The organism is Terriglobia bacterium (assembly GCA_020072845.1).
GTDB lineage: Bacteria > Acidobacteriota > Terriglobia > Terriglobales > Acidobacteriaceae > JAIQGF01.
The window spans coordinates 216,667-235,651 of the sequence record JAIQGF010000007.1 but is presented as its reverse complement, the minus strand read 5'-3'; the positions used below and the strand labels follow the sequence as shown (position 1 = coordinate 235,651).

14 protein-coding genes are annotated in these 18,985 nt (G+C 62.8%); all 14 read left to right on the top strand.

The window, feature by feature from the left end; all coding sequences use genetic code 11:
- Positions 1-5: 5 nt before the first annotated feature.
- The 14 genes from LAN70_07425 (at position 6) to LAN70_07360 (ending at position 18,859) form a co-directional block, all read left to right on the top strand.
- Positions 6-776, top strand: coding sequence for a hypothetical protein (locus tag LAN70_07425; GenBank protein MBZ5510987.1), 771 nt, complete (start codon positions 6-8; stop codon positions 774-776).
- Between the two features lie 869 nt (positions 777-1,645).
- Complete coding sequence (locus tag LAN70_07420) at positions 1,646-2,944, top strand: DUF4255 domain-containing protein (GenBank protein ID MBZ5510986.1); 1,299 nt, start codon at positions 1,646-1,648, stop codon at positions 2,942-2,944.
- Between the two features lie 2 nt (positions 2,945-2,946).
- Positions 2,947-5,055 (top strand): ATP-binding protein, encoded by a 2,109-nt coding sequence (locus tag LAN70_07415; protein MBZ5510985.1) that lies wholly within the window; start codon positions 2,947-2,949, stop codon positions 5,053-5,055.
- A gap of 3 nt (positions 5,056-5,058) precedes the next feature.
- Complete coding sequence (locus LAN70_07410) at positions 5,059-5,295, top strand: hypothetical protein (protein MBZ5510984.1); 237 nt, start codon at positions 5,059-5,061, stop codon at positions 5,293-5,295.
- Positions 5,296-5,375: 80 nt separating this feature from the next.
- A complete protein-coding gene (locus LAN70_07405; protein ID MBZ5510983.1) occupies positions 5,376-6,104 on the top strand; it encodes a hypothetical protein in 729 nt (242 codons plus the stop codon).
- A 22-nt stretch (positions 6,105-6,126) separates the two neighbouring features.
- Positions 6,127-6,402, top strand: a complete 276-nt coding sequence (locus tag LAN70_07400) for a LysM domain-containing protein (GenBank protein MBZ5510982.1) — start codon at positions 6,127-6,129, stop codon at positions 6,400-6,402.
- A gap of 21 nt (positions 6,403-6,423) precedes the next feature.
- Positions 6,424-7,533 (top strand): hypothetical protein, encoded by a 1,110-nt coding sequence (locus LAN70_07395; GenBank protein MBZ5510981.1) that lies wholly within the window; start codon positions 6,424-6,426, stop codon positions 7,531-7,533.
- Positions 7,530-8,048 (top strand): phage baseplate assembly protein V, encoded by a 519-nt coding sequence (locus LAN70_07390; protein ID MBZ5510980.1) that lies wholly within the window; start codon positions 7,530-7,532, stop codon positions 8,046-8,048. Before LAN70_07395 ends, LAN70_07390 begins: the two co-directional genes overlap by 4 nt.
- Positions 8,048-8,377, top strand: coding sequence for a hypothetical protein (locus tag LAN70_07385; GenBank protein MBZ5510979.1), 330 nt, complete (start codon positions 8,048-8,050; stop codon positions 8,375-8,377). Before LAN70_07390 ends, LAN70_07385 begins: the two co-directional genes overlap by 1 nt.
- 12 nt (positions 8,378-8,389) lie before the next feature.
- Positions 8,390-8,770 carry a GPW/gp25 family protein gene (locus tag LAN70_07380; GenBank protein MBZ5510978.1) on the top strand — a complete coding sequence of 127 codons (381 nt, stop codon included), beginning with the start codon at positions 8,390-8,392 and terminating at the stop codon, positions 8,768-8,770.
- 1 nt (position 8,771) lies between these two features.
- Entirely contained in the window at positions 8,772-11,198 is a 2,427-nt protein-coding gene (locus tag LAN70_07375; GenBank protein ID MBZ5510977.1) for a baseplate J/gp47 family protein, read from the top strand.
- Positions 11,195-13,753, top strand: a complete 2,559-nt coding sequence (locus tag LAN70_07370; GenBank protein MBZ5510976.1) for a hypothetical protein — start codon at positions 11,195-11,197, stop codon at positions 13,751-13,753. Before LAN70_07375 ends, LAN70_07370 begins: the two co-directional genes overlap by 4 nt.
- Entirely contained in the window at positions 13,743-15,890 is a 2,148-nt protein-coding gene (locus LAN70_07365; GenBank protein ID MBZ5510975.1) for a hypothetical protein, read from the top strand. The genes LAN70_07370 and LAN70_07365 overlap by 11 nt, the downstream gene beginning before the upstream one ends.
- A gap of 74 nt (positions 15,891-15,964) precedes the next feature.
- Positions 15,965-18,859, top strand: a complete 2,895-nt coding sequence (locus LAN70_07360) for a DUF6519 domain-containing protein (protein MBZ5510974.1) — start codon at positions 15,965-15,967, stop codon at positions 18,857-18,859.
- Positions 18,860-18,985: the final 126 nt, after the last annotated feature.

The window sequence follows — 18,985 nt, the reverse complement described above, 5'->3', positions numbered from 1 at the left end:
CCGCCATGTTCAAGCTCCCGGTCAGCGGATTCGACGTTGCCGTGCGGCAGCCCACGGGCGCTGACGACCTGGCGTTAGCCGACGCGCGCTCTCTCAACCTGGCGCTGGCATTGACCGTCATCGGGCGCCTCGCCACGCGCGCCGACGGGGCGCCGGTCGATGCGGCCGCGCTGGCGATCACCGACCTCGAGGTCATCCTGTTGCTGATCCGCAGCGCTGTGTTTGGCGGGCTGATCGCGACGGACGTGGTATGCCAGAACGCCGATTGCGGCGCAAGAGCCGATATCTCGTTCCGCATCGCCGACTATCTGGCGCACCATCCGGTGCGCATGCGCGGCGGCGTGGAGCGCGACGAACATGCCGGCTGGTTCCGTTTGCGCGGTTTGGGAGCGAGATTCCGTGTTCCCTGCGGCGAAGACCTCATGGCGGTGAACGGCGCGCGCCATCCCGGCCGCGAACTGCTGCGCCGCTGCGTCACGCCTGCCGAGGTGGACGCGCCGACGCGCCGCAAGGTGGAGCGTTCGATGGAATCGCTGGCCCCGAGCTTGTCCCACGAGATTCAGGGCTCGTGCCCGGAATGCGGGACCAAACTCACCGTCTTCTTCGATGTGACGCAGTTTGTGCTGCGGGAACTGAAAGACCAGGCGTCATATGTGTACGAAGAGGTCCACCTTCTCGCCCTGAATTATCACTGGCCGGAGGCGAAAATCCTGGATTTGCCGCGCAGCCGCCGCACGCAGTACGCGGAAATGGTGCGGGAGCAGGGAGGATTGTGATGCGTCGCGCGTCGTATCTCCAGCGGATCTCCGGGCAGAGACTGACGCTGGCGCCGGTGCTCAAGCCGGCCACACCGCTATTTCGCCGCTGGGAAATGACGCAGTTCGCGCTGCGTTCGGAGGAGCGCCCACGGCGGCTGGAAACTTCGACGATTGCAGGCGAGCTTGAGCCGCGCCGCCCAGGCGATTCCGAGAGCGATGCCTCACAAACCGCAGCGGGGTCACAGGAGAGTTTTGGATCAAGTCTTGCGGCTGGTGGGTTGCACCGGTCTGCCGAGCACGTCGTGAACGCTGCACCGAATGCCGCCGCGCCAGCCGGCCGGACAACATTGATGCACCGCGCACAGCCGGAAAAGGAGTCTGGTTCGCCCACCAGCCGCGCACGTACCAACAGTTTTCCGATTCAGACGCTCGACCATCGCTTGGCGAGGCCGTCGTCACGCACCGCGGCGAATCAAGATCGGCGGGAAATCGCGAATTCGGGTTCCGTCTCGAACGCGGACACGGCGATGCCAGGTGCCGATGCGGGCGAACGCGGCTCGCCAGCGGAGTACCTGCGGGAGCAGCGTTCGGTTTCCGCGCACCCGACATGGCGCAGTGAGCCGGCGCGGAGCGACAGCCACTCACCCGCGCTGTACGCACACCAGCGTGTGATCACGGCTCCAGTTCCGAGCACTGAGCCGGGCGTGCCGCCCAAGCCGGGCACAAGCGCTGCGGCATCGGTTCGCATCGGCTCGATCGAAGTTCGGGTGCTTCCATCAAGCGCGCCTGCGCCGCCGCGAGCCGTAAAACACTCCACATCGCCGGGACTGTTGTCGCGAGGGTTCCTATCGTGTTTTGGACTGCGACAGGGTTGAGGGGGAAACGATATGCCGCCGGCCCTGCTGGGATTGCTGGATCTCTCGGTGGTTACCGACCTGCTGGTTCAGAAGCTGAAGGACTGCCGAGACCAATCGCCGATTTGGAATCCCAACAACCTGCCGCACAATCCCGGCCCCTCGTACACCATCAACATCACGGGCGTCGCTCCAGACGAACTTCGCTCCACCGGCGACTGCGAATTGACGCTCTACCTGTTCCACGTTTCCCAGGACAAATTCCAGCGCAATATGCCGCCGTTTACTCCGCCGCCTCCGGGGAACCATACCCCGGTCGCGTTCCAGCCGCTGACGCTGAACCTCTACTACCTGGTGACGGCTTACGCGAAGGGAGATTACGTGCACGAGCAGCAGGCCATGAGCATTGCTCTCCGCTGCTTCCATGAGGACCCGATCCTGACGACAACCGTCGTGCTCGGCGGCCAGGGGGTGAAGCAGGAATGGACGCTCACGATGGAGATTGAATCGACTGAGGAACTCGGCCGGCTTTGGCAGGCAACCACCGTGGCGATGAGGTTGAGCACTATTTACCGGGTCAGCGTCGTGATGCTTTCGCCGGAAACTTCCGCATTTCAGCTGGCGCCGAAGCCGCGTCAAATCGGCCTCGCGGTGGATGCGACTGCACTCCCGTTCGCGGCGGCGGGGCAGGTGATCGGCACGTTTCGCACCGTCGCGTATCACTCGCCCGACAGCACGGCGGGGAATCCGGATATCAAATCCTTCGATCTTTCTCCGGCGACGGTGGCGCCGGGAGAAACCGTCTTTCTTTACGGCGCAGGACTGAAGGATCGAGTGTACTTGCTTGCGCCGGATGGTACGGAGTCCAACATCACCGCTTGGTTGACGGCGCCGGCGCCGCCGCAAAGCGAAACTCGCTTCACGCTTAAGCTCCCGAGCGCGGTGGGAGCGCTGCCCGCTAATTCGCCGCCTGCGGGCGTGTACCAGTTGCGTGTCGGCAACAATCTGCCGGCGACGGACCCCGGCGCGGTGCGCTCGAACGCGACGCCGTTCAGCATTGCCGCCCGCGTGGACGCGACCGATCCGCCGGTCCTGTCCGGGGCCGGCCCGTTCACGATCCAAGGGGCAGGGTTCGTGACCGGCAAGACCGAGTTGCTGCTCGATCCGGTCCCGCTTGCCGAGGGACCAGCGGCGGCGGGCAAGTTCACTGTCAATCCGGGAGGAACCGCGATCACATTTCAACCGCCCGCGAATCTGGCGACAGCACGATACACCATACGAATTCGCGTGAACGGCGTGGAATCGGCGCCGGCATGGTGGCTTCAGGTTTGAACATGAGATTGAAGAAAGAGCCGAACAACGGAAGGGCTGCCGCGATGGAGCGACCAGCGGCAGGGCCGGCGTTCACCTGGCGCATACGGGTGCGCGCGCAGCGCCGCGTCTTGTGGATGCGGTCACTGTGGGCCAACGGGCGCACGGAGACGGAACACGGGTTGGTCATTCCCGACAGCGAAATCGACCGCATCCTCACCGATCCTGCCGAACTGAGAGAAGCCGAAGCGCTGTTTTATGAAAACGATTCCAGCGCGCGGGAGCTTGCTCCATTAATTCTGGCCGCCGACGCGGCGTTTGCGCTCGATCCGCCGTGGGCGCACTTGCAGCAGGCATTCGAGCTATCGCAGGCGGAACTGGATCTGCTGTCGCTCACGGTTGCGGTCGAAGTCGACCCGATGCTGCGGCGCGTTTACGGATACCTGCACGATGACGCCACTGCCGGCAGGGCAACGCCTTGGCTGGCTGCGGCACTGTTTGAATCGCCGCTCGGCGTGAGCTTCGGGCCGGACTGCAACCTGATTCGCTGGCGCATCGCTTCGCCCGCTGACAACGTTTCGGATAGCGGGTCCGTGGCGACTGCATGGGTGGCCGATCCGGGTGTCGTGCAGTGGCTCACCCGGTTGGCGCCCATCGATCCAATGCTGGGATCGGCGGCCGCGTTTATTCCCGCGGCCGAGAACGCAACCAAGACCTGTCTATATCCGGCGGAACTAGCCAGGATGCAGGCATTCGTAGCGGTGGTGCGAGACGCATGCCAGGACAGCGGGGATTCGTGTCCGCTCATCGAGTTGGAGTTGGTCGGACCGGATGGGTCGGGAAGAGAAACACTGGCTGGACAGCTCGCCGCGGCTTTGGGCTGCAACTTGGTTTCAGCGGACGCTGCTTTGTTGATGGGCAGCGACGTCCCGCCGGCGACCGCCACGGAGCGAGCGGTGCGCGCGGCACGGTTGGCAAAGCTGGTGGGCGGCGTTCTGTACTGGCGTCACGCCGAGCGCGCGAACCCCAATGTGTGGGACCTCGTGATGCAGCCGGAACTTACGATCTTCGGGTCGCAGCTGCCGCTGTCGCAAACTACACGTCCAGCGGTGGCACGCCTATCGATTCGCTTGCCGCGGCTCACGCGCGACGCGCGGCTCTCACTTTGGACACAACTTTCCGATTCGCCGGCCCCGGAGCCGATCACCGACTGGACACTGGTTCCGGCGGAGATCGTCAATGCCGCCCGCGTGGAGGCGGCCGGAGCAGACGCGGTCGCCAATGTCTGCCGGGGAAATCTTCACCAGGGCCCGCATGAGCTGTTGACGCCCATGCTCTGCCCTTACACGTGGAACGACATCGTGCTCCCCGCCGGCGTGCGGCAGCACCTCGGGGAATTGGAGCAACAGGCGCGGCTGCGCTGGCCGGTGTACGAGGACTGGGGATTCGAAAAACTTGTTCCCATGGGCCGCGGCATCACCGCCATGTTCGCAGGCCCGAGCGGAACGGGAAAAACCATGGCCGCGCAGGTGATGGCAGCCTCGCTCGGCATGAAGCTCTACCGCGTCGATCTGGCGGGCGTGATGAACAAGTACATCGGAGAAACCGAGAAGCACTTGAAGCAGGTGTTCGAATCCTGCGAACGCACCAACGTGGTACTCCTGTTCGATGAGGCGGACGCGCTCTTCGGACAACGGACCCAGGTCAAGGACGCGCACGACAGGTTCGCGAACATTGAAATCGATTATCTGCTCCAGCGCATGGAACAGTTTGATGGCATCGCCATCCTGGCGACGAACCGTAAGGGCGATCTGGACAAGGCCTTCGTGCGCCGGCTCAGGTTCATCGTCGATTTCATCCAGCCCGGTCCTGCCGAGCGCCTGGCTTTGTGGAAGCGCGCTCTGCTCGCGCACTCGCCCCGGGGCGAGGCTTTGCTGCAGGACATTGACTGGGATTTCCTTGCCGGCAAGCTGAACATGAGCGGCGCCGATATCACCTTAGCGGCTTTGTCAGCCGCGTTTCTGGCGCGCGCTGAGGGTTCGCGAATCACCATGAACCATGTACTGAACGCGGCGCGGCGCGAGGTTGCCAAGCACGGCGTGATGCTGCGTCCGGGAGATTGGGAGGGGTGAGCTGTGGTCGAGCTTACGCTGGATAACGTCCGGCTGAACCTCTCCGGAATTTCGGAGAGCGAAGCAAAGCGCCTGGCCCGTCTGATTGCCGATGCCCTGGCCGGCTCGGTTGTTCACCTGCGGCGGTCCGGAAACGTAGAAGCGATGCGAGTGTCGGTGCCGGCCGGGGCCGGCTCGACGGACATGCTCGCGAAATCCATTGCGGACGAGATTGTGAGGCAAATCGAGCGCTCGCTCTGAGCCGCGTGCGCCGCAACTTCGAGGATTCGTCGCCGCAAGCATCGCGGGCCCAATGACAACGGAAAGGAACACGAACCTGTATGCCGGGCAAGTATCTACGAGGCGCGCTGGTGGAGTTCATGCCGACGTTCCTGGTGCCTCTGCCGAACGTCATCATCTTCCAGTACAACCCGGAGACGATGACGCACACCTGGAGTCAGCCGGAGCCGGCGCACGCCGCGGAGGCGACCGGGTCGGCGAATCCGCTTGCCGTCAAGGGCATGCCCGGAGAGCAGTTCTCCTTCACGCTGTTCATGGACGCCGGAGACATGATCGCCGACGGGAGTCCTGTGGCGGCGGGCCTTGCTGACTCCACCGGCGTGTACAGCAGGCTGGCCGCCCTGGAGATGCTGTTGTATCCGACCGGCGGTTCCAGTGTCCGATACCTCCTCGGCTCGGTGTCCGCATCGGCCGGCGCGGGCGGCATTTCCATCGGAGGCTCCGCCGGCGCGCAAGCGAAACGCTCGGTCCCGCAGTCAACCGTCCCAACCGTGCTGTTCGTTTGGGGGCCCGGGCGAATCCTGCCGGTGCGTGTCACCCAACTGCAGATTACCGAGCGGCTCTACGACGCGCTGTTGCTCAACCCGACCCATGCCGAGGCGACGATCACGCTGAGAGTGCTGACCAGCGACGAGCTTCACGCCGTTAAGGGTCCGCTCAGCAACATCGCCAAGGCGGCCTACGTGTACTCGCAGGGACTGCGGCAGACCCTGGCGCTCGCGAATCTGGAAAACGCGGTGGAGTCGATTATCGGCATGTTGCCGCTGTAGTCGTTTTTCGAGTGGGGTCCATATGTTCTTTCCAGGTAGCCGGTACGAAAATTCGGCCACGTACACGATCACTAAGGCGGACGGCGCCAGCATCTCCGTCGCCCGTCTTCCGCTGCCCTCGAGCAATCCGCTGATCGGTTTTCATCGCCGGCACGAAGGACAGCGGCTGGACTTGATCGCGTCGCACTACCTCGCGGACGCAACCGCCTTTTGGCAACTGGCAGACGCCAACAACTCGATGGCGCCGGATGCTCTGGCCGTCCATGACCTGGTGGGTGTGCCGGGAAAGGGCCGCTGAGCGATGGCAAGCGCGTATCGAATGCTGTTTAACGGAGCGGAGGCGGACGACGATCTTTATGCCCAGACCACCGCGCTGGAGGTGGAGGAGAACGCCGATGGACCGGCCGCCATTGAATTCACGCTGCCCGTGAGCGCCGACGATGCTGGCGACCTCGCCTACGTGAACGACGACAGATTCAAGCCGTTCGCGAACGTGGCCGTCGTCGTGAGTGCGGACGGGGGATCGGATCAGTGCATCTTCGATGGCTACGTGCTCACGCACAAACTGCACCTGGGCAGGGGGACCACCGGTTCGAGCTTGACCGTTTGGGGACAAGACGCCTCGTGGCTGATGAACCTGGAGGAGAAAGTGAAACAGTGGGTGGACGTGACCGATGCGGACGTGGCGAACGCGGTTTTCAGCGATTACGGCATCACGCCCTCGCCCGACAACACCGAAGACGATTCCCCTTCCCATACGGAAGACGGCCACAGCCTGATGCAGCGTGCGTCCGACATCCAGTTTCTGCGCAACCTTGCGCGCCGCAATGGAAAGCTCTGCCGCGTTACCTGTGCCGATACTCCCGGGCGGCGCGTCGGCTACTTCGCCAAGCCGAGTCTGGGCGGCGACCCGGAGGTCACTTTCGAGCTCAACGACCCAGATGCGTGGAACGTCGATGCGCTGGATTTCGAGTGGGACGTGACCCGCCCCACGGAGGTAAGCGCGCGGCAAGCATTGTTCAACGATGACGATCCCGACGGCGCCAGTGGCGGCACCAACGATTCCGGGCTCGACCCTCTCGACAGTCGAACCCTGGCAGAGTTCGCGGGCAAGGACATGGTTGTTGTGCTGACCACCCCCGTGGACGACGCCCAGGAATTGACGCTCCGCGCCCAGTCGGTGCTCCGCGAAGCCGGCTGGTTCGCGCGCTGCGAGGGCGAAGCCGACGTGGCGCGGCTGAATGGCGTGTTGCGAGCGGGCATGATCGTTTTGGTCAATGGCGCCGGCAGCCTGAATTCCGGCAAGTACCTGGTGTGGAGCGTCCGGCACAGCATTACCGCGGAGTCGCACAAGATGAAATTCACGCTGGTGCGCAATGCGGTCGGGCCGGCCCCATCGGGAGGGAGTTTGCTGGGAGGTCTGTTATGAGCGGCATCAACGAACAGGCGATCCTCGATGTGCTGGAGCGCATCCGTTACCGCTTCTACGGCAAGTATCGCGGAACGGTCACCGACGTTGACAAGGACACGCTGCGAATTAAGGCAAAAGTGCCGGCCGTCCTGGGCGACCAGGAGAGCGGGTGGTGCGTGCCTTGCGTTCCCTACGCCGGCCCGGGCGTGGGCTTCGCATTTCTGCCCGAAACCGGGGCGGGGGTCTGGATCGAGTTCGAGGGCGGCGATGTGTCGTACCCGATCTGGACGGGCTGCTATTGGCGCGCGGACGAAGCGCCTTCCGACGCAGCCCCGGCCGTCAAAGCCATGGTCACCAAGTCCGGCAACAAAATCCTGCTGGATGATGACGGCGAGAGCATCACCATCACCGACTCGCACGATAACAGCATCACGCTCGACTCTTCCGGCGTGACGCTGAAGCACGGATCGAACACGGTCGTCATCAACGACTCGGAAGTAAACGTCAACGATGGCGCGTTGGAGGTGATGTGATGGCGGGCTTGCTGAACTCATCCAGCGTCTTGATGTGCCCCCACCTGGGGACCGTCTCAGTCGTTACCTCAAACACGCGAGTGAAAGGCGGGGGCGATTTTCTCTTGCGTTCGTCCGACACCTTCACCATCAAGGGATGCACGCTGAACGTCTCCGGCGCGCCGCATCCGTGCATACAGGTCCAGTGGATGGAAAGCGACCTCCGCAGCAAGGCCGCGGGAGATTTCACATTGAGCGAGGACAGCGTGGGAATGTGCGTCGCCGCGGATCAGGCGCCGCAGGGAACCGTGCTGATCCAATTCACGCAGCCACAGGTTTCAGGCGAGTAGCGCGAGACCGACATGAACCGTTGCGATTACGCATTTCCGTTTCGTATTGACGCCAACTCAGGGCAGGCGGCGCAGACCACGTATGAGGCGCACGTCGAACAGATGATCCGCCAGGTTCTGCTCACGTCGCCGGGCGAGCGCGCCGACCTGCCCGATTTCGGCTGTGGCCTGCGGCGGTTGCTGTTCGCACCCCATTCGGACACGCTCGACGCGACCACGCAAATCATCGTGCAACAGGCCTTGAACAAGTGGCTGGCTGGGCAGATCGATCTGAAGGCGGTCACGGTCGCGCCGCCCTCCGAAACCGGAGACGAGGCGCAATTGTCAATCCGCATTGACTACGCGCTGGTCGAAACCCGGACCGACAAGAGCATCACGGTGCTGGTGTTCTGAGATGAACGCAAAAGACAGGCTCGAAGCACTGCTGGTTACGCCGCTGGCGCTGAACGGCATCGACTACGTCGAGATCGCCAACCCGGCGCAGACCGAGCTGCGCGTCCACTTCCTCACCAAGGTTGCGGTCGCGGGCACGATCACCGGCGTGCGCATCAGCGGCGGCGAAACCATCCCCGTCGTGCCGACGCACAAGATCAACGACGCAACTGACTGGCTCACCGACCCGAGTGGGCGTCCGGTGCTGAAGCTGTTGGTGGACAGCCCGGGAGACTTTTCCCTTTACACCCTGGCCATCACCAGTTCAAAGCTGGACGATTTCTTCAGCGACGCGCAGTTCACGTTCAAGGCCGCGTGCCCGTCCGATTTCGACTGCAAGCCGCCGGCCACCGTCTGCCCGCTACCCGAGGGAGACATTCCGCCGATCGATTATCTGGCCAAAGACTTTCTGAGTTTCCGCAAAGCGCTTTCCGATTTTTCGGCGTTGCGCTACCCCGAATGGCGCGAAGGTTCCGAAGCCGATTTCGGCGTGATGTTCATGGAAGCGCTGTGCAGCCTCGGCGACGATCTCAGCTACACGCAAGATCGCATCGCCGCGGAAGCCACGCTGGACACCGCCACACAACGGCGGTCGATCGTGCGCCACGCCCGCCTGGTGGACTATGAGCCCCGGCCCGCGACCTCCGCCGGCGTCCTGCTGCAGTTTGACGTCGAGAGCGGGCCCATCCCGTCGGGACTAGTGGTCAGCGCTCTCGGGCCGGACGGGCTGGTGATCGACTTTGAAACCGGTACAGGCCTGGTCAATCCCACGACCGGCACGTTGAACGCAACGAATTATCTGGTCAGCAAAACCTGGAACCGTCTCGACGATGCGGGCGTCAACCCGAACATCGTGGCGTATTACTGGGACGATAGCCGGCGCTGCCTGCGTAAAGGCGCCACCGAAATGTGGGTCGCCGGGCACAACTTTAATTTCTATCCCGGCCAGCAATTGTTGCTTGACACGGCTGGCGAAACGACGGCGGACCCGCATATCCGCGAGATCGTGCAACTGATTTCGGCGACTGAAGAGACCGACAAGCTGTTCAACCAGGACGTGACGCACCTCGTCTGGCGTCCGGAAGATGCGCTGCAATTCGATCATGATTTGACGCGGCAAGCAGATGGCCAGCCCAAGACGGTGTTGGCGGGGAACCTGGTTCCGGCGACGCAAGGAAGACGCTACACGGAGGCGTTCGCGATCGACACTGCGCCGCCGTCCGCGCCGGGAACGGCACTGGCCATCGATCGCATCGGCCCGAACAGCGCGCCGACATTCGACTGCGTGCAGTACCTGTACACACTGCAACGCGATCCGCTGGTGTGGCTCGCTCAGCCCGGCGGCAATACTCCGCCGCTCCCGGAAATCCACCTGACGCAGTTGCCGGAGCAGATCAGCGGACAACCGACGGAATGGATGTGGCGACGGCGCCTCCTGGAGGCCGGCGCAACCGACCCGGCGTTCACCTTGGATTCGGCCCGCTTCAGCCGCATCGCGCGCAATGGGGATGCGACAGTTTCCTACGACTACGACGACGACACCGGCGCTACCATCCGTTTCGGCGACGGCATTTTCGGGAAAATTCCTGACCCGGGCGCCGTCTTCCAGGTCACGTACCGCGCCGGGATGGCATCCGCCGGCAATGTAGCTACCGATTCGATTACGCGCGTCGATCCTGCTGCAGGCTCGCTCGTCTTCCGGGTCACGAATCCATTTCCTGCGACCGGCGGCGCCGACCGCGAGACCGATGAACAGGTGCGCCGGCTGGCGCCGCAAGCATTTCGCGCCAAGCGTTTTTTTGCGGTCCGGCCCCAGGACTATCAGGACGCGGCTCAGACGTTGGCCTGGGTTGCGCGCGCGGGTACGACCTTCCGCTGGACCGGCAGCTGGTTAACCGTGTTCACCACGGCGGATCCCAAGGCCGCCGAACAACTGACGGTTGGCCAGCACACGGAGCTCATCAACCTGCTCAACCGCTACCGGCTTGCGGGATACGAATCGTATGTTCCGGCCCCGCGCTTCGTGTCGCTGGACCTGCTCATCACAGTTTGTGCTCAGTCCGGCGCGTTTCGCGGCGACGTGGAGGCGGCGATTTTGGCCGCACTCTCCGCTTCCCGCCTGCCGGATGGAACCGCCGGATTTTTCACCCCGGACAATTTCACCTTTGGGACCCCGCTTGAGCCAAGTGATCTGGACGCCGCCATCCAGAAGGCCTATGGCGTCGCGGGTGTAGTGGCCGTGCGGTATCGCCGCCGCGGCGTGAATAAGGACTACATCGACCTGACAGACAGTTACGCGCCTCGCGCGGACGAAATCCTGCGCGTGGACAACGATCCGAGCCGGCCGGAAGCGGGCTCGATCAAAGTGATCGTGAACGGTGGGAAATGAGTACAGGCGTTTGTCCGTGCCAGCAAACTGACGCCAGGGCGATCTCCAACCCTCCCGGCAGGGATGCGATCGCCTATCGCGTGGGCGATTACCTCAGCTTTCGCCACGCACTGTTGTTGCCGCGCGCCGGCGAAACCGAGCTGGCGGCCTGGCGCCCGGGCGCGCAAGGCGACTTGGCGGTCCAGATGCTGGAATGGTGGGCCTACGTTTCCGACGTGCTTACGTTTTACAGCGAGCGCATCGCGAACGAGGACTACCTGCGCACGGCGATATTGCCGGAAAGCGTCCACCGGCTGATCCGGTTGCTCGGGTACCGTCCACGGCCCGGCATCGGCGCAAAAGCTGTCGTCGCCGCGCTACTGAGCGGGCCGAAAGCCGTGAAGCTCCCGCGCGGGTTCGCCATCCAGAGCAAGCCCGGTCCAGGCAAACAACCGCAGGTGTTTGAACTCGACGCCGATGTCACCGTCCCGCAACGCGATCAGCTTCCGGACGCTGTCCCGGCCGAGCCCGCCCCCAGTCCGTTGCTGCTCATCGACGGCAACAGCGTCTTGGTCAGGGGCACGATCTCCTCGGTCAAAACAGGAGACAAATTATTGCTGCTGCAGAAGGGCTGGCAGGCGTCGGCACAAAACTACGCACTCGTGACCGTGGGCCTCGTTCAGCCGGCCAAGGATCCGCTTGGCAAAACGAACACGCGCCTGTTTATCACGGGCGACCTCAGCGGCCTCGGCGCCGATCCAAAGTCGGCCGACTACCGCCTGTTGCGCGGCACGCGGACTGCGCGCCTGTGGCAATACGATGTTGACACTGGTCACCCGGTCGTGGACACGACCGGCAAGACGATTCACCTCGACTCGGCTCACCGCGACCTCAAGGCCGGCGACCCGCTATTGCTTACTTCGGCGGGCGGCGCTACGGCCAGTGGAGGAGCGCTCAACAAAATTGGGTTCAAGGTCAGCGCAGTAAAGAAGACGGGCGGGTCACACTTCGCCAAGGCCGGAGCAGTTGCAGGTGAGTACACGATTTACACCGGCATCGAAGTTTTTAATCCCCCGGTCGCTCCCGAGTTGGTGTCCGTAACCAGCTATCAGGAACAGATCTGGTACGCGAATGGCGATTTGAAGGATCCCACAAAGCCGCCCGCAGCGACGGCTCCCCCAATCAGCATCCTGCACTCGGTCATCGGTTATTCACCGAATTTGAAAGGCGATTGGGGCGGGAGTACGAAGCTCGCACTGCTCCGCTTCGGATGGCAGGAGGTGGGGGAGTTGATCGGTCAGGCGGCGACAACATTCGACGGAAAGAATCCATTGCTGCAGTCGGTTCTGCCGGCGGTTTTCCCGCAAATACAGAGCGAGGCCATCTTGGTCGAAGACACCAATGGCAACGGTGTCTCGGCGAGCGGTTCTCTTGATAGCCAGGATGCGTCGCTGTTGCATCTCTCCAATCTGCCTCAGTCACCCTTTTCCTTGACGCTGCCGTTACGAACGCTCTTTGATCTGCTGCCTTGTTCGCGCGGCAAGACTGTCCTGAATGAAGTCTTGGGCAGCGGTGATGCGACCATCGCGGCGCAGGAATTCGTTCTGCAGAAGTCTCCCCTGACCTATCTGCTGAGTGGAGATTCGACCTCCGGAGCGAGTTACAAAAGCGCGCTTCGCGTGTGGGTGGAGGGAGTGGAGTGGAGTGAGGTGCCGAGTTTCTACGGACAGAGTCCGGCGGCGCAGATCTTTGTGACTCGGGAAGATGAGGGCAACAAAACACATGTGCTGTTCGGAGACGGCATGAACGGCCAGAGGCTTCCTTCGGGCGTCAACAACGTTGTTGCCACGTATCGACACGGAAGCGGGGCGGATGCGCCCGCAGCCGGCTCTTTGAGCGTGATTCTGCAACCCCAGCCCGGACTCAAGGCGTTGCGCAATCCCGTGGCCGCCGGTGGGGGAGCCGATCCCGATGCTTCTACTCAAATCAAGCAATATGCGCCGCTATCGGTTTTGACCTTCGGACGTGCCGTCTCCGGCGCCGACTATGAGGCCATCGCCGCGCGCGCTCCCGGCGTCGGCCGGGCGCGTGCCTACTGGTCGTGGGATTCGAGCCAGCAGAGGACAGCGATCACGGTCTACGTGGGGGACGACGCCAATGCGGTCTCCGCCGCGCAGACGGCCCTGGCCGGCGCGGAAGATCCCAACCGTCCCGCCGTCGTGAAACAAGCTGTCCCCATACCATGCGCGCTTGGTCTCACCTTGCGCATCGACGTGCGTTATGTTCCCAGCAACGTAGTTGCGGCGTGCCAGACCGCGCTGGTTGACCCCGACAGCGGCTTATTCGGCGCTCATGCCGTTCGCATTGGACAATTCGTTTATCGCAGCCAAATTGAACAAGCTTGCCTGGCAGTGCCCGGCGCTCTTGCGGTGCACGGATTGAAGTTTTCTACCGACCGCGGAGCGGGCCCGCAAGTCGAACCAGGGTTCCGGTTCGATCCTGGCGAGGGCGGCTTTTTCCAGCTTGATCCATCCGACCTGACTGTTGCACCGGAGATCGCAAACGATGCCGGATGACTTGGATCATTACGAGGCTTACTACGCCGATAAGCTGTGGAACCTGCTTCCCGCAGTGTACCGCTCGGAGGACTCTGCGGCGCTGGGCGCCAACGGGCCCTTGCGCGAACTGGTCAACCGCATCGGGGCGCAAGCGGCAATCCTGCGCCGCAGCATCGACCGCCTGTGGGAAGACCAGTCCATCGAAACCTGCGACGACTGGGTCATCCCCTACATCGCCGACCTGCTCGCGACACGGCTGGTGGCCAGCCTTGATGCCCGCGGACAGCGGCTCGACGTCGCCAACACCATTTATTACCGCCGGCGGCGTGGGACAGTTGCCATCTTGGAGCAGATCGCCTCCGACATCACCGGCTGGGACGGCCGGATTGTCGAGTTCTTTCGCCGCCTGGGAAGAACCCGTCACGGCCTCGACCCGGAACTTGGCCTCCCGGCGCAGAGCGACGATCCCGCTGGCGCTCGCGCTCTGCAATTCGCCGAAGGCCTCACCGGCATGTGGACGCACACCGCGATCGGCGGCTGGGCCGACCTCCGCAGCGTTTACGGTGCCTCGAAGGTGCAAAGCGCGTTTGACGAATACTTCCACACGGCAGACTTCCGTTTAGGCCGCGGACAAATCGGCTGGCACAACATTCCGCGCTTGGGCGTGTTTTTGTGGCGGCTGAAGAGCTTCGGAGTCGACTACACCACGCCGGTCGCCGTGAAGAACTGCCCCGGCTACTTCACTTTCGATCCGACGGGAAGGCAGATTCCTCTGTTCGCCCGGTCCGCGCGCGCATTCGGAGATGCGTGGGTGAGTCCGCAGGAATGGCAGTTGCCGGTGCCGATCAGCACCCCGCTGTTGCATTCCGCCCTGTCGGACCCGGGATCCGAGCCTTTGTACGCAGCCATTGATCCGGCGGACGGGACAACTCTGCAGGACAACTCGCTTGGAATTTTCACCAAGCCAGGCGTGTTTTACCAACTGGTCAGCGGGTCGCAAGTTACCACCAACCCGGAAGTCGCGCCCCCGCACGTGATCATGATCTTTCCCGAGTGCGGAGAATTCCAGGCGCTTCATCCCCCATTGGACGGCCCGCCGTTCGTGAAGTACCACTACGGATTTCCGTCCGCCATCGGCGCCGGACCTTACGACCGCAGTGCTGCCAGGCGCGAAGCCACGCCGACTCCCGTCCCGGTCCAGGCTGTTCCCGCAGTGGGGCCGCTGGACGCGGCATTAACAGCCACTGGCGCTACCGGCACCGTGCGCATTGACGACTCGCTCACCTACACCGCGGTCAAAGACTTGAGCGGAATCAGCGCCGTCACGATCCTCGCCCGAAACGGCGGTCGTCCAGTGATCCGTCTTGCCGGCGGTGCAAAGTGGACCTTCACCGGCGCTGCCGGCGGCACCCTGGTGCTTGAAGGCCTGTTTGTGACCGGCTGCGACATTGTGCTGGCCGGCGAATTCGACAGCGTCACCCTGACCTGCTGCACGTTGGATCCCGGAAGCCTGGATGCAAAGACCGGCAAGATCGCCACAGCTGTCGACGGCCAGGATTTGGCGCCGTGCCATCTGTCGATCACGGCGAAAATCCGGCAACTTACCATCGATCGCTGCCTTCTGGGGCCGATCGCTACTAGCGCGGCCGGCGCGGTCGAAAATCTTGCCATCAACGACAGCATCGTGCAGGCATTGCAAGCCGACAAAGCCATCGATCTTTCCAGCGGAAGTGTCTCGCTGACGCGCTGCACCCTCCTGGGCCCCGGCCACATGCACCGCCTGTACGCGAGCGATTGCATTCTCGGCGACGTGGCCAGCGTGGAGAACGCGCAGGATGGCTGCGTTCGCTTCAGCGCCTGGTCCACCGGCAGCACTCTGCCGCGAAAGTACGAATCCGTGGAGATCGCGCCGAAGTCGCCGCTGTTTGCCAGCCGCACCTTCGGCCAACCCGCCTATGCGCAACTCATTCAGGCTGTGGACCGACAGATTGTCTCCGGTGCGGTGGGCGCCAGCATTTCCCAGGGCGCGGAAGACGGGTCGGAGATGGGCTCGTATGCGCTGGAGAAGGGTCCGATCAAGGAGCGCAGCCTGGCAATCAAGTACGAGGAGTTCATGCCGTTGGGACTGGTCCCGGTCATTGTTTACGTCACGTAAGAGAAGGATGTGGGCGTCGGGCCGAAACTGCTGAAATCACCGGCGAGCAATCACTGCGAAGCAAGGAGCAATCCATGGGCAGCGACAGGGTACGCGTTTCCTACGACGAGAAGCAGCAGTACCGATCCGTGGTCATGCAACAGGGGCGCGTCACGCTGGAAGCTGACGCCAATGAAGCGCTGCAAATCGTCAACGAAGAGATTCGTCACGACGCGCTCGATTTCGTGGGGCCGACTGGCACTCCCGACGACGGCTATCGCATCACGCCGGACGGCGCCGGCACCGATTTCCAAGTCCAGGCCGGAACCATGTACGTGGGCGGTGTGCGCGCTTACCTCCCCAAGGGAAACCCGCCCATCACCTACAAGTACACTAGCCAGCCGGATTGGCTTTTTCCCGCGCCGCCTGATCCTGCGCCGCCTTCAACCGAGCTTGTCTTCCTCCATCTGCTCGAACAGGAAATCAGCGCGGTTGAAGTTCCTTCCCTGAAAGATGTTGCGCTTGGCGGTCCGGATACGGCGCAGCGCAGCCGGCTACTCCAGCATGTTCATCGCCTGGCGACGCAGTCGAAGGACTGTTCCGGAGCATGGCAGGAAGCCATCGCGCGCTGGAACGCACAAGGCCTTGATTTCCATCCCAACTCCATGCGCGTCCTGCCGCAGGCGGCATTGAAGGTCAGCTTCAGCCAGGACAACACCAGCCCTGACCTGTGCAAGCCGGTCGCTCAGGGAGGATATCTCGGCGCGGATAACCAGTTGATCCGCGTGGAAATCTGCGAAGTCGATCAGGCGGGCAACGCGAAGTTCCTGTGGGGCTTTGACAATGCTTCATTTCTGTACCAGGTGACCGCGGTCGACAATCAACACCTGCAATTGGGCTCGCGTCCTGTCGATCAGTACCACCAGCCCCGCAATCAACAGGCAGTGCAAGTGTTGCGCTCCACTGCCAAGCTCAGCAACGGCGCCTACGTTGCTTATGCCGCGGATATCGACAATCCACCGGCGAACAAGTTCAGCGTGGTCACGACGCTCGCCGGCGCTTACATTCCGGATAGCCAACAGGTCGCACTCAATGACGCCTTGTCCAATGACTTTGTCAATCTCACTGATCCCACCGATCCAACTCAGAAGACCCAACTCTACCTGCGCATCTGGGAGGAACGGCTCGACCTTGTGGCGAACACGGCCACTTCCTTGGGACAGACAGGCGTGCAGGTGACGTTCAAGGCGGGAGCAAGCGGGAAGTACCACGTGGGCGATTACTGGACATTCGCAGTCCGGCCCAGCACCTCGACCCCCGTGTATCCGGAGCGTTATCTGAATGACTTTCAGCCGGCCGATGGTCCGCGTCAGTGGGTATGCCCGTTGGCCGTGATCGACTGGAAAGCGACACCACGTTCCGCCGTCGACTGCCGAAACCAGTTCGATAACCTGGTTGAACTCACCAAACGCACGCTCACGGCTGGCTGCTGTACAGTCCAAGTCCGGCCCGAGGACCTGAAGGGCAACGCCAGCTTGCAGTCGGTGGTGGACCAGTACAAGGGCAAAGGTCCGGTCAGGATTTGCTTGATGCCAGGGAAGTACTTGCTGGCCGAAACACTCCGGCTCGGTTCCGAGCACTCGAGCTTCACCATTGAGGCGTGCAATGGGGGCGTAGTTCTCCAAGCCGCCGAAGGCGCAGGACCCAAACTGCTCCACGGCCTGCTGCTTGTGGACCGTGCGAGCGACGTTACGGTGAAGGGTTTGCAATTCGAAATGCCTTGGGCGCCGTTTGAGAAGGCGGGCGGGAAGCTGGCGGCGATCGATGCGCAAACCATACGTAAGGTCGGCGGGCCTGTGGTCAGCAGGCTGCAGGTGTCCATTGGACTGAGGGCATTGGAGTGTTCAGGATTGACGATCGACTCCTGCGCTTTTCACTTCACCGATGCTAAGGAGGCGAACGCCATCGCGATCGGCGTTCTCGCCAGCGGCGCTTGCAACGGCCTGAAAGTTTCGCGCAACAGTTTTCAGCACGATGGGGAGTCGATCCAGACCGCCAAGGAACCGTTCCAGGTTTCTTTCGGCCTCGTAGCGGCGCCGTACGCGGCCGGCAAGCTGGACCTTTCAGGTGAAAACCGCGTCTTCGAAGTCGTACTCGTCCCCAGCCTGTTGCAGGACTGCATCCTGCAAAACAACGACTTTGAGCGCCTGACCGCCGCCGCCGTGCTGTATGCCGAGTACGGAGATGTTTCCATCCAGCACAACACGGCACGCGATTGTTATGCAGGCATCGAAATTTTCTCCCTGCGATCGCTCCCGGTTCCCCCTGACGTCCCGAACCAGCCAGTAGATAAATGGCTGAACGATTCCGTGGTGCTGCTGGGGGCGACGCTGGCACGAGCGTATCCCTGGCCGTCCGGCTTCAAGCCCGCAAACCCGATCGAGTTCAAAGTGACATGGCCTGTTGTACAACCGCCGGCGATCGGCCCCGTCCTGACCCCGTTTTTTGTCCTCCACAACCTGCTTTCGGCGGCGGAGCGGCAAGGGTTCGCAAAGCCCATCAACAATGTGACCTTGAATCTGGATTGCTCCCACAACACGTTGGTGGCGATCGCAACCAATAAAAGTGCGGTACCCCAGGAGATCAAGGTGCTTTCCACCTTCGCCCTGTTCGTTTTCGACGACCGGTTCGACCTCGGCGGCAGCGCCATTGTGCATGCCAACAACTTCAGCAACGATACGGGGGAAGGAAGCATTCCGACGGTGGCGCTGATTCAAATTGCGCGCGCGACCGTGACCGGCAATTTGATATTCAACCAGAACGCGCAGGGCGGCAAGCGCAGCATCGTTGTTGTGCCGCTTCCGATCGGCACAGAAAACGCCACCGTGGCGGTGACGGGAAACGTCTTCGCTGGTACGCCCCAGCTACCGGTGAGGCCGCTGCCGGCTCCACTTAATACCTGGGGCGTCTTGAATGCCGTGGTGCCCTGAGGCTGTCTGATGCTGCACGTTGCCACAACCGAAACCAAGCAGCGCAACGATCCGGCAAACGCTGCGCCGGCGCCGGAGCCGCGGCGTGAGTTCCACTCCCGCGTGGCATCGCCGGGCGCGTATCTC

What these genes read in the sequence shown, in the direction of transcription:
- LAN70_07425 (MBZ5510987.1), top strand. Translation starts at nt 6, where the DNA reads ATGTTCAAGCTCCCGGTCAGCGGATTCGACGTTGCCGTGCGGCAGCCC.
- LAN70_07420 (MBZ5510986.1), top strand. Translation starts at nt 1,646, where the DNA reads ATGCCGCCGGCCCTGCTGGGATTGCTGGATCTCTCGGTGGTTACCGAC.
- LAN70_07415 (MBZ5510985.1), top strand. Translation starts at nt 2,947, where the DNA reads ATGAGATTGAAGAAAGAGCCGAACAACGGAAGGGCTGCCGCGATGGAG.
- LAN70_07405 (MBZ5510983.1), top strand. Translation starts at nt 5,376, where the DNA reads ATGCCGGGCAAGTATCTACGAGGCGCGCTGGTGGAGTTCATGCCGACG.
- LAN70_07400 (MBZ5510982.1), top strand. Translation starts at nt 6,127, where the DNA reads ATGTTCTTTCCAGGTAGCCGGTACGAAAATTCGGCCACGTACACGATC.
- LAN70_07395 (MBZ5510981.1), top strand. Translation starts at nt 6,424, where the DNA reads ATGCTGTTTAACGGAGCGGAGGCGGACGACGATCTTTATGCCCAGACC.
- LAN70_07390 (MBZ5510980.1), top strand. Translation starts at nt 7,530, where the DNA reads ATGAGCGGCATCAACGAACAGGCGATCCTCGATGTGCTGGAGCGCATC.
- LAN70_07385 (MBZ5510979.1), top strand. Translation starts at nt 8,048, where the DNA reads ATGGCGGGCTTGCTGAACTCATCCAGCGTCTTGATGTGCCCCCACCTG.
- LAN70_07380 (MBZ5510978.1), top strand. Translation starts at nt 8,390, where the DNA reads ATGAACCGTTGCGATTACGCATTTCCGTTTCGTATTGACGCCAACTCA.
- LAN70_07375 (MBZ5510977.1), top strand. Translation starts at nt 8,772, where the DNA reads ATGAACGCAAAAGACAGGCTCGAAGCACTGCTGGTTACGCCGCTGGCG.
- LAN70_07370 (MBZ5510976.1), top strand. Translation starts at nt 11,195, where the DNA reads ATGAGTACAGGCGTTTGTCCGTGCCAGCAAACTGACGCCAGGGCGATC.
- LAN70_07365 (MBZ5510975.1), top strand. Translation starts at nt 13,743, where the DNA reads ATGCCGGATGACTTGGATCATTACGAGGCTTACTACGCCGATAAGCTG.
- LAN70_07360 (MBZ5510974.1), top strand. Translation starts at nt 15,965, where the DNA reads ATGGGCAGCGACAGGGTACGCGTTTCCTACGACGAGAAGCAGCAGTAC.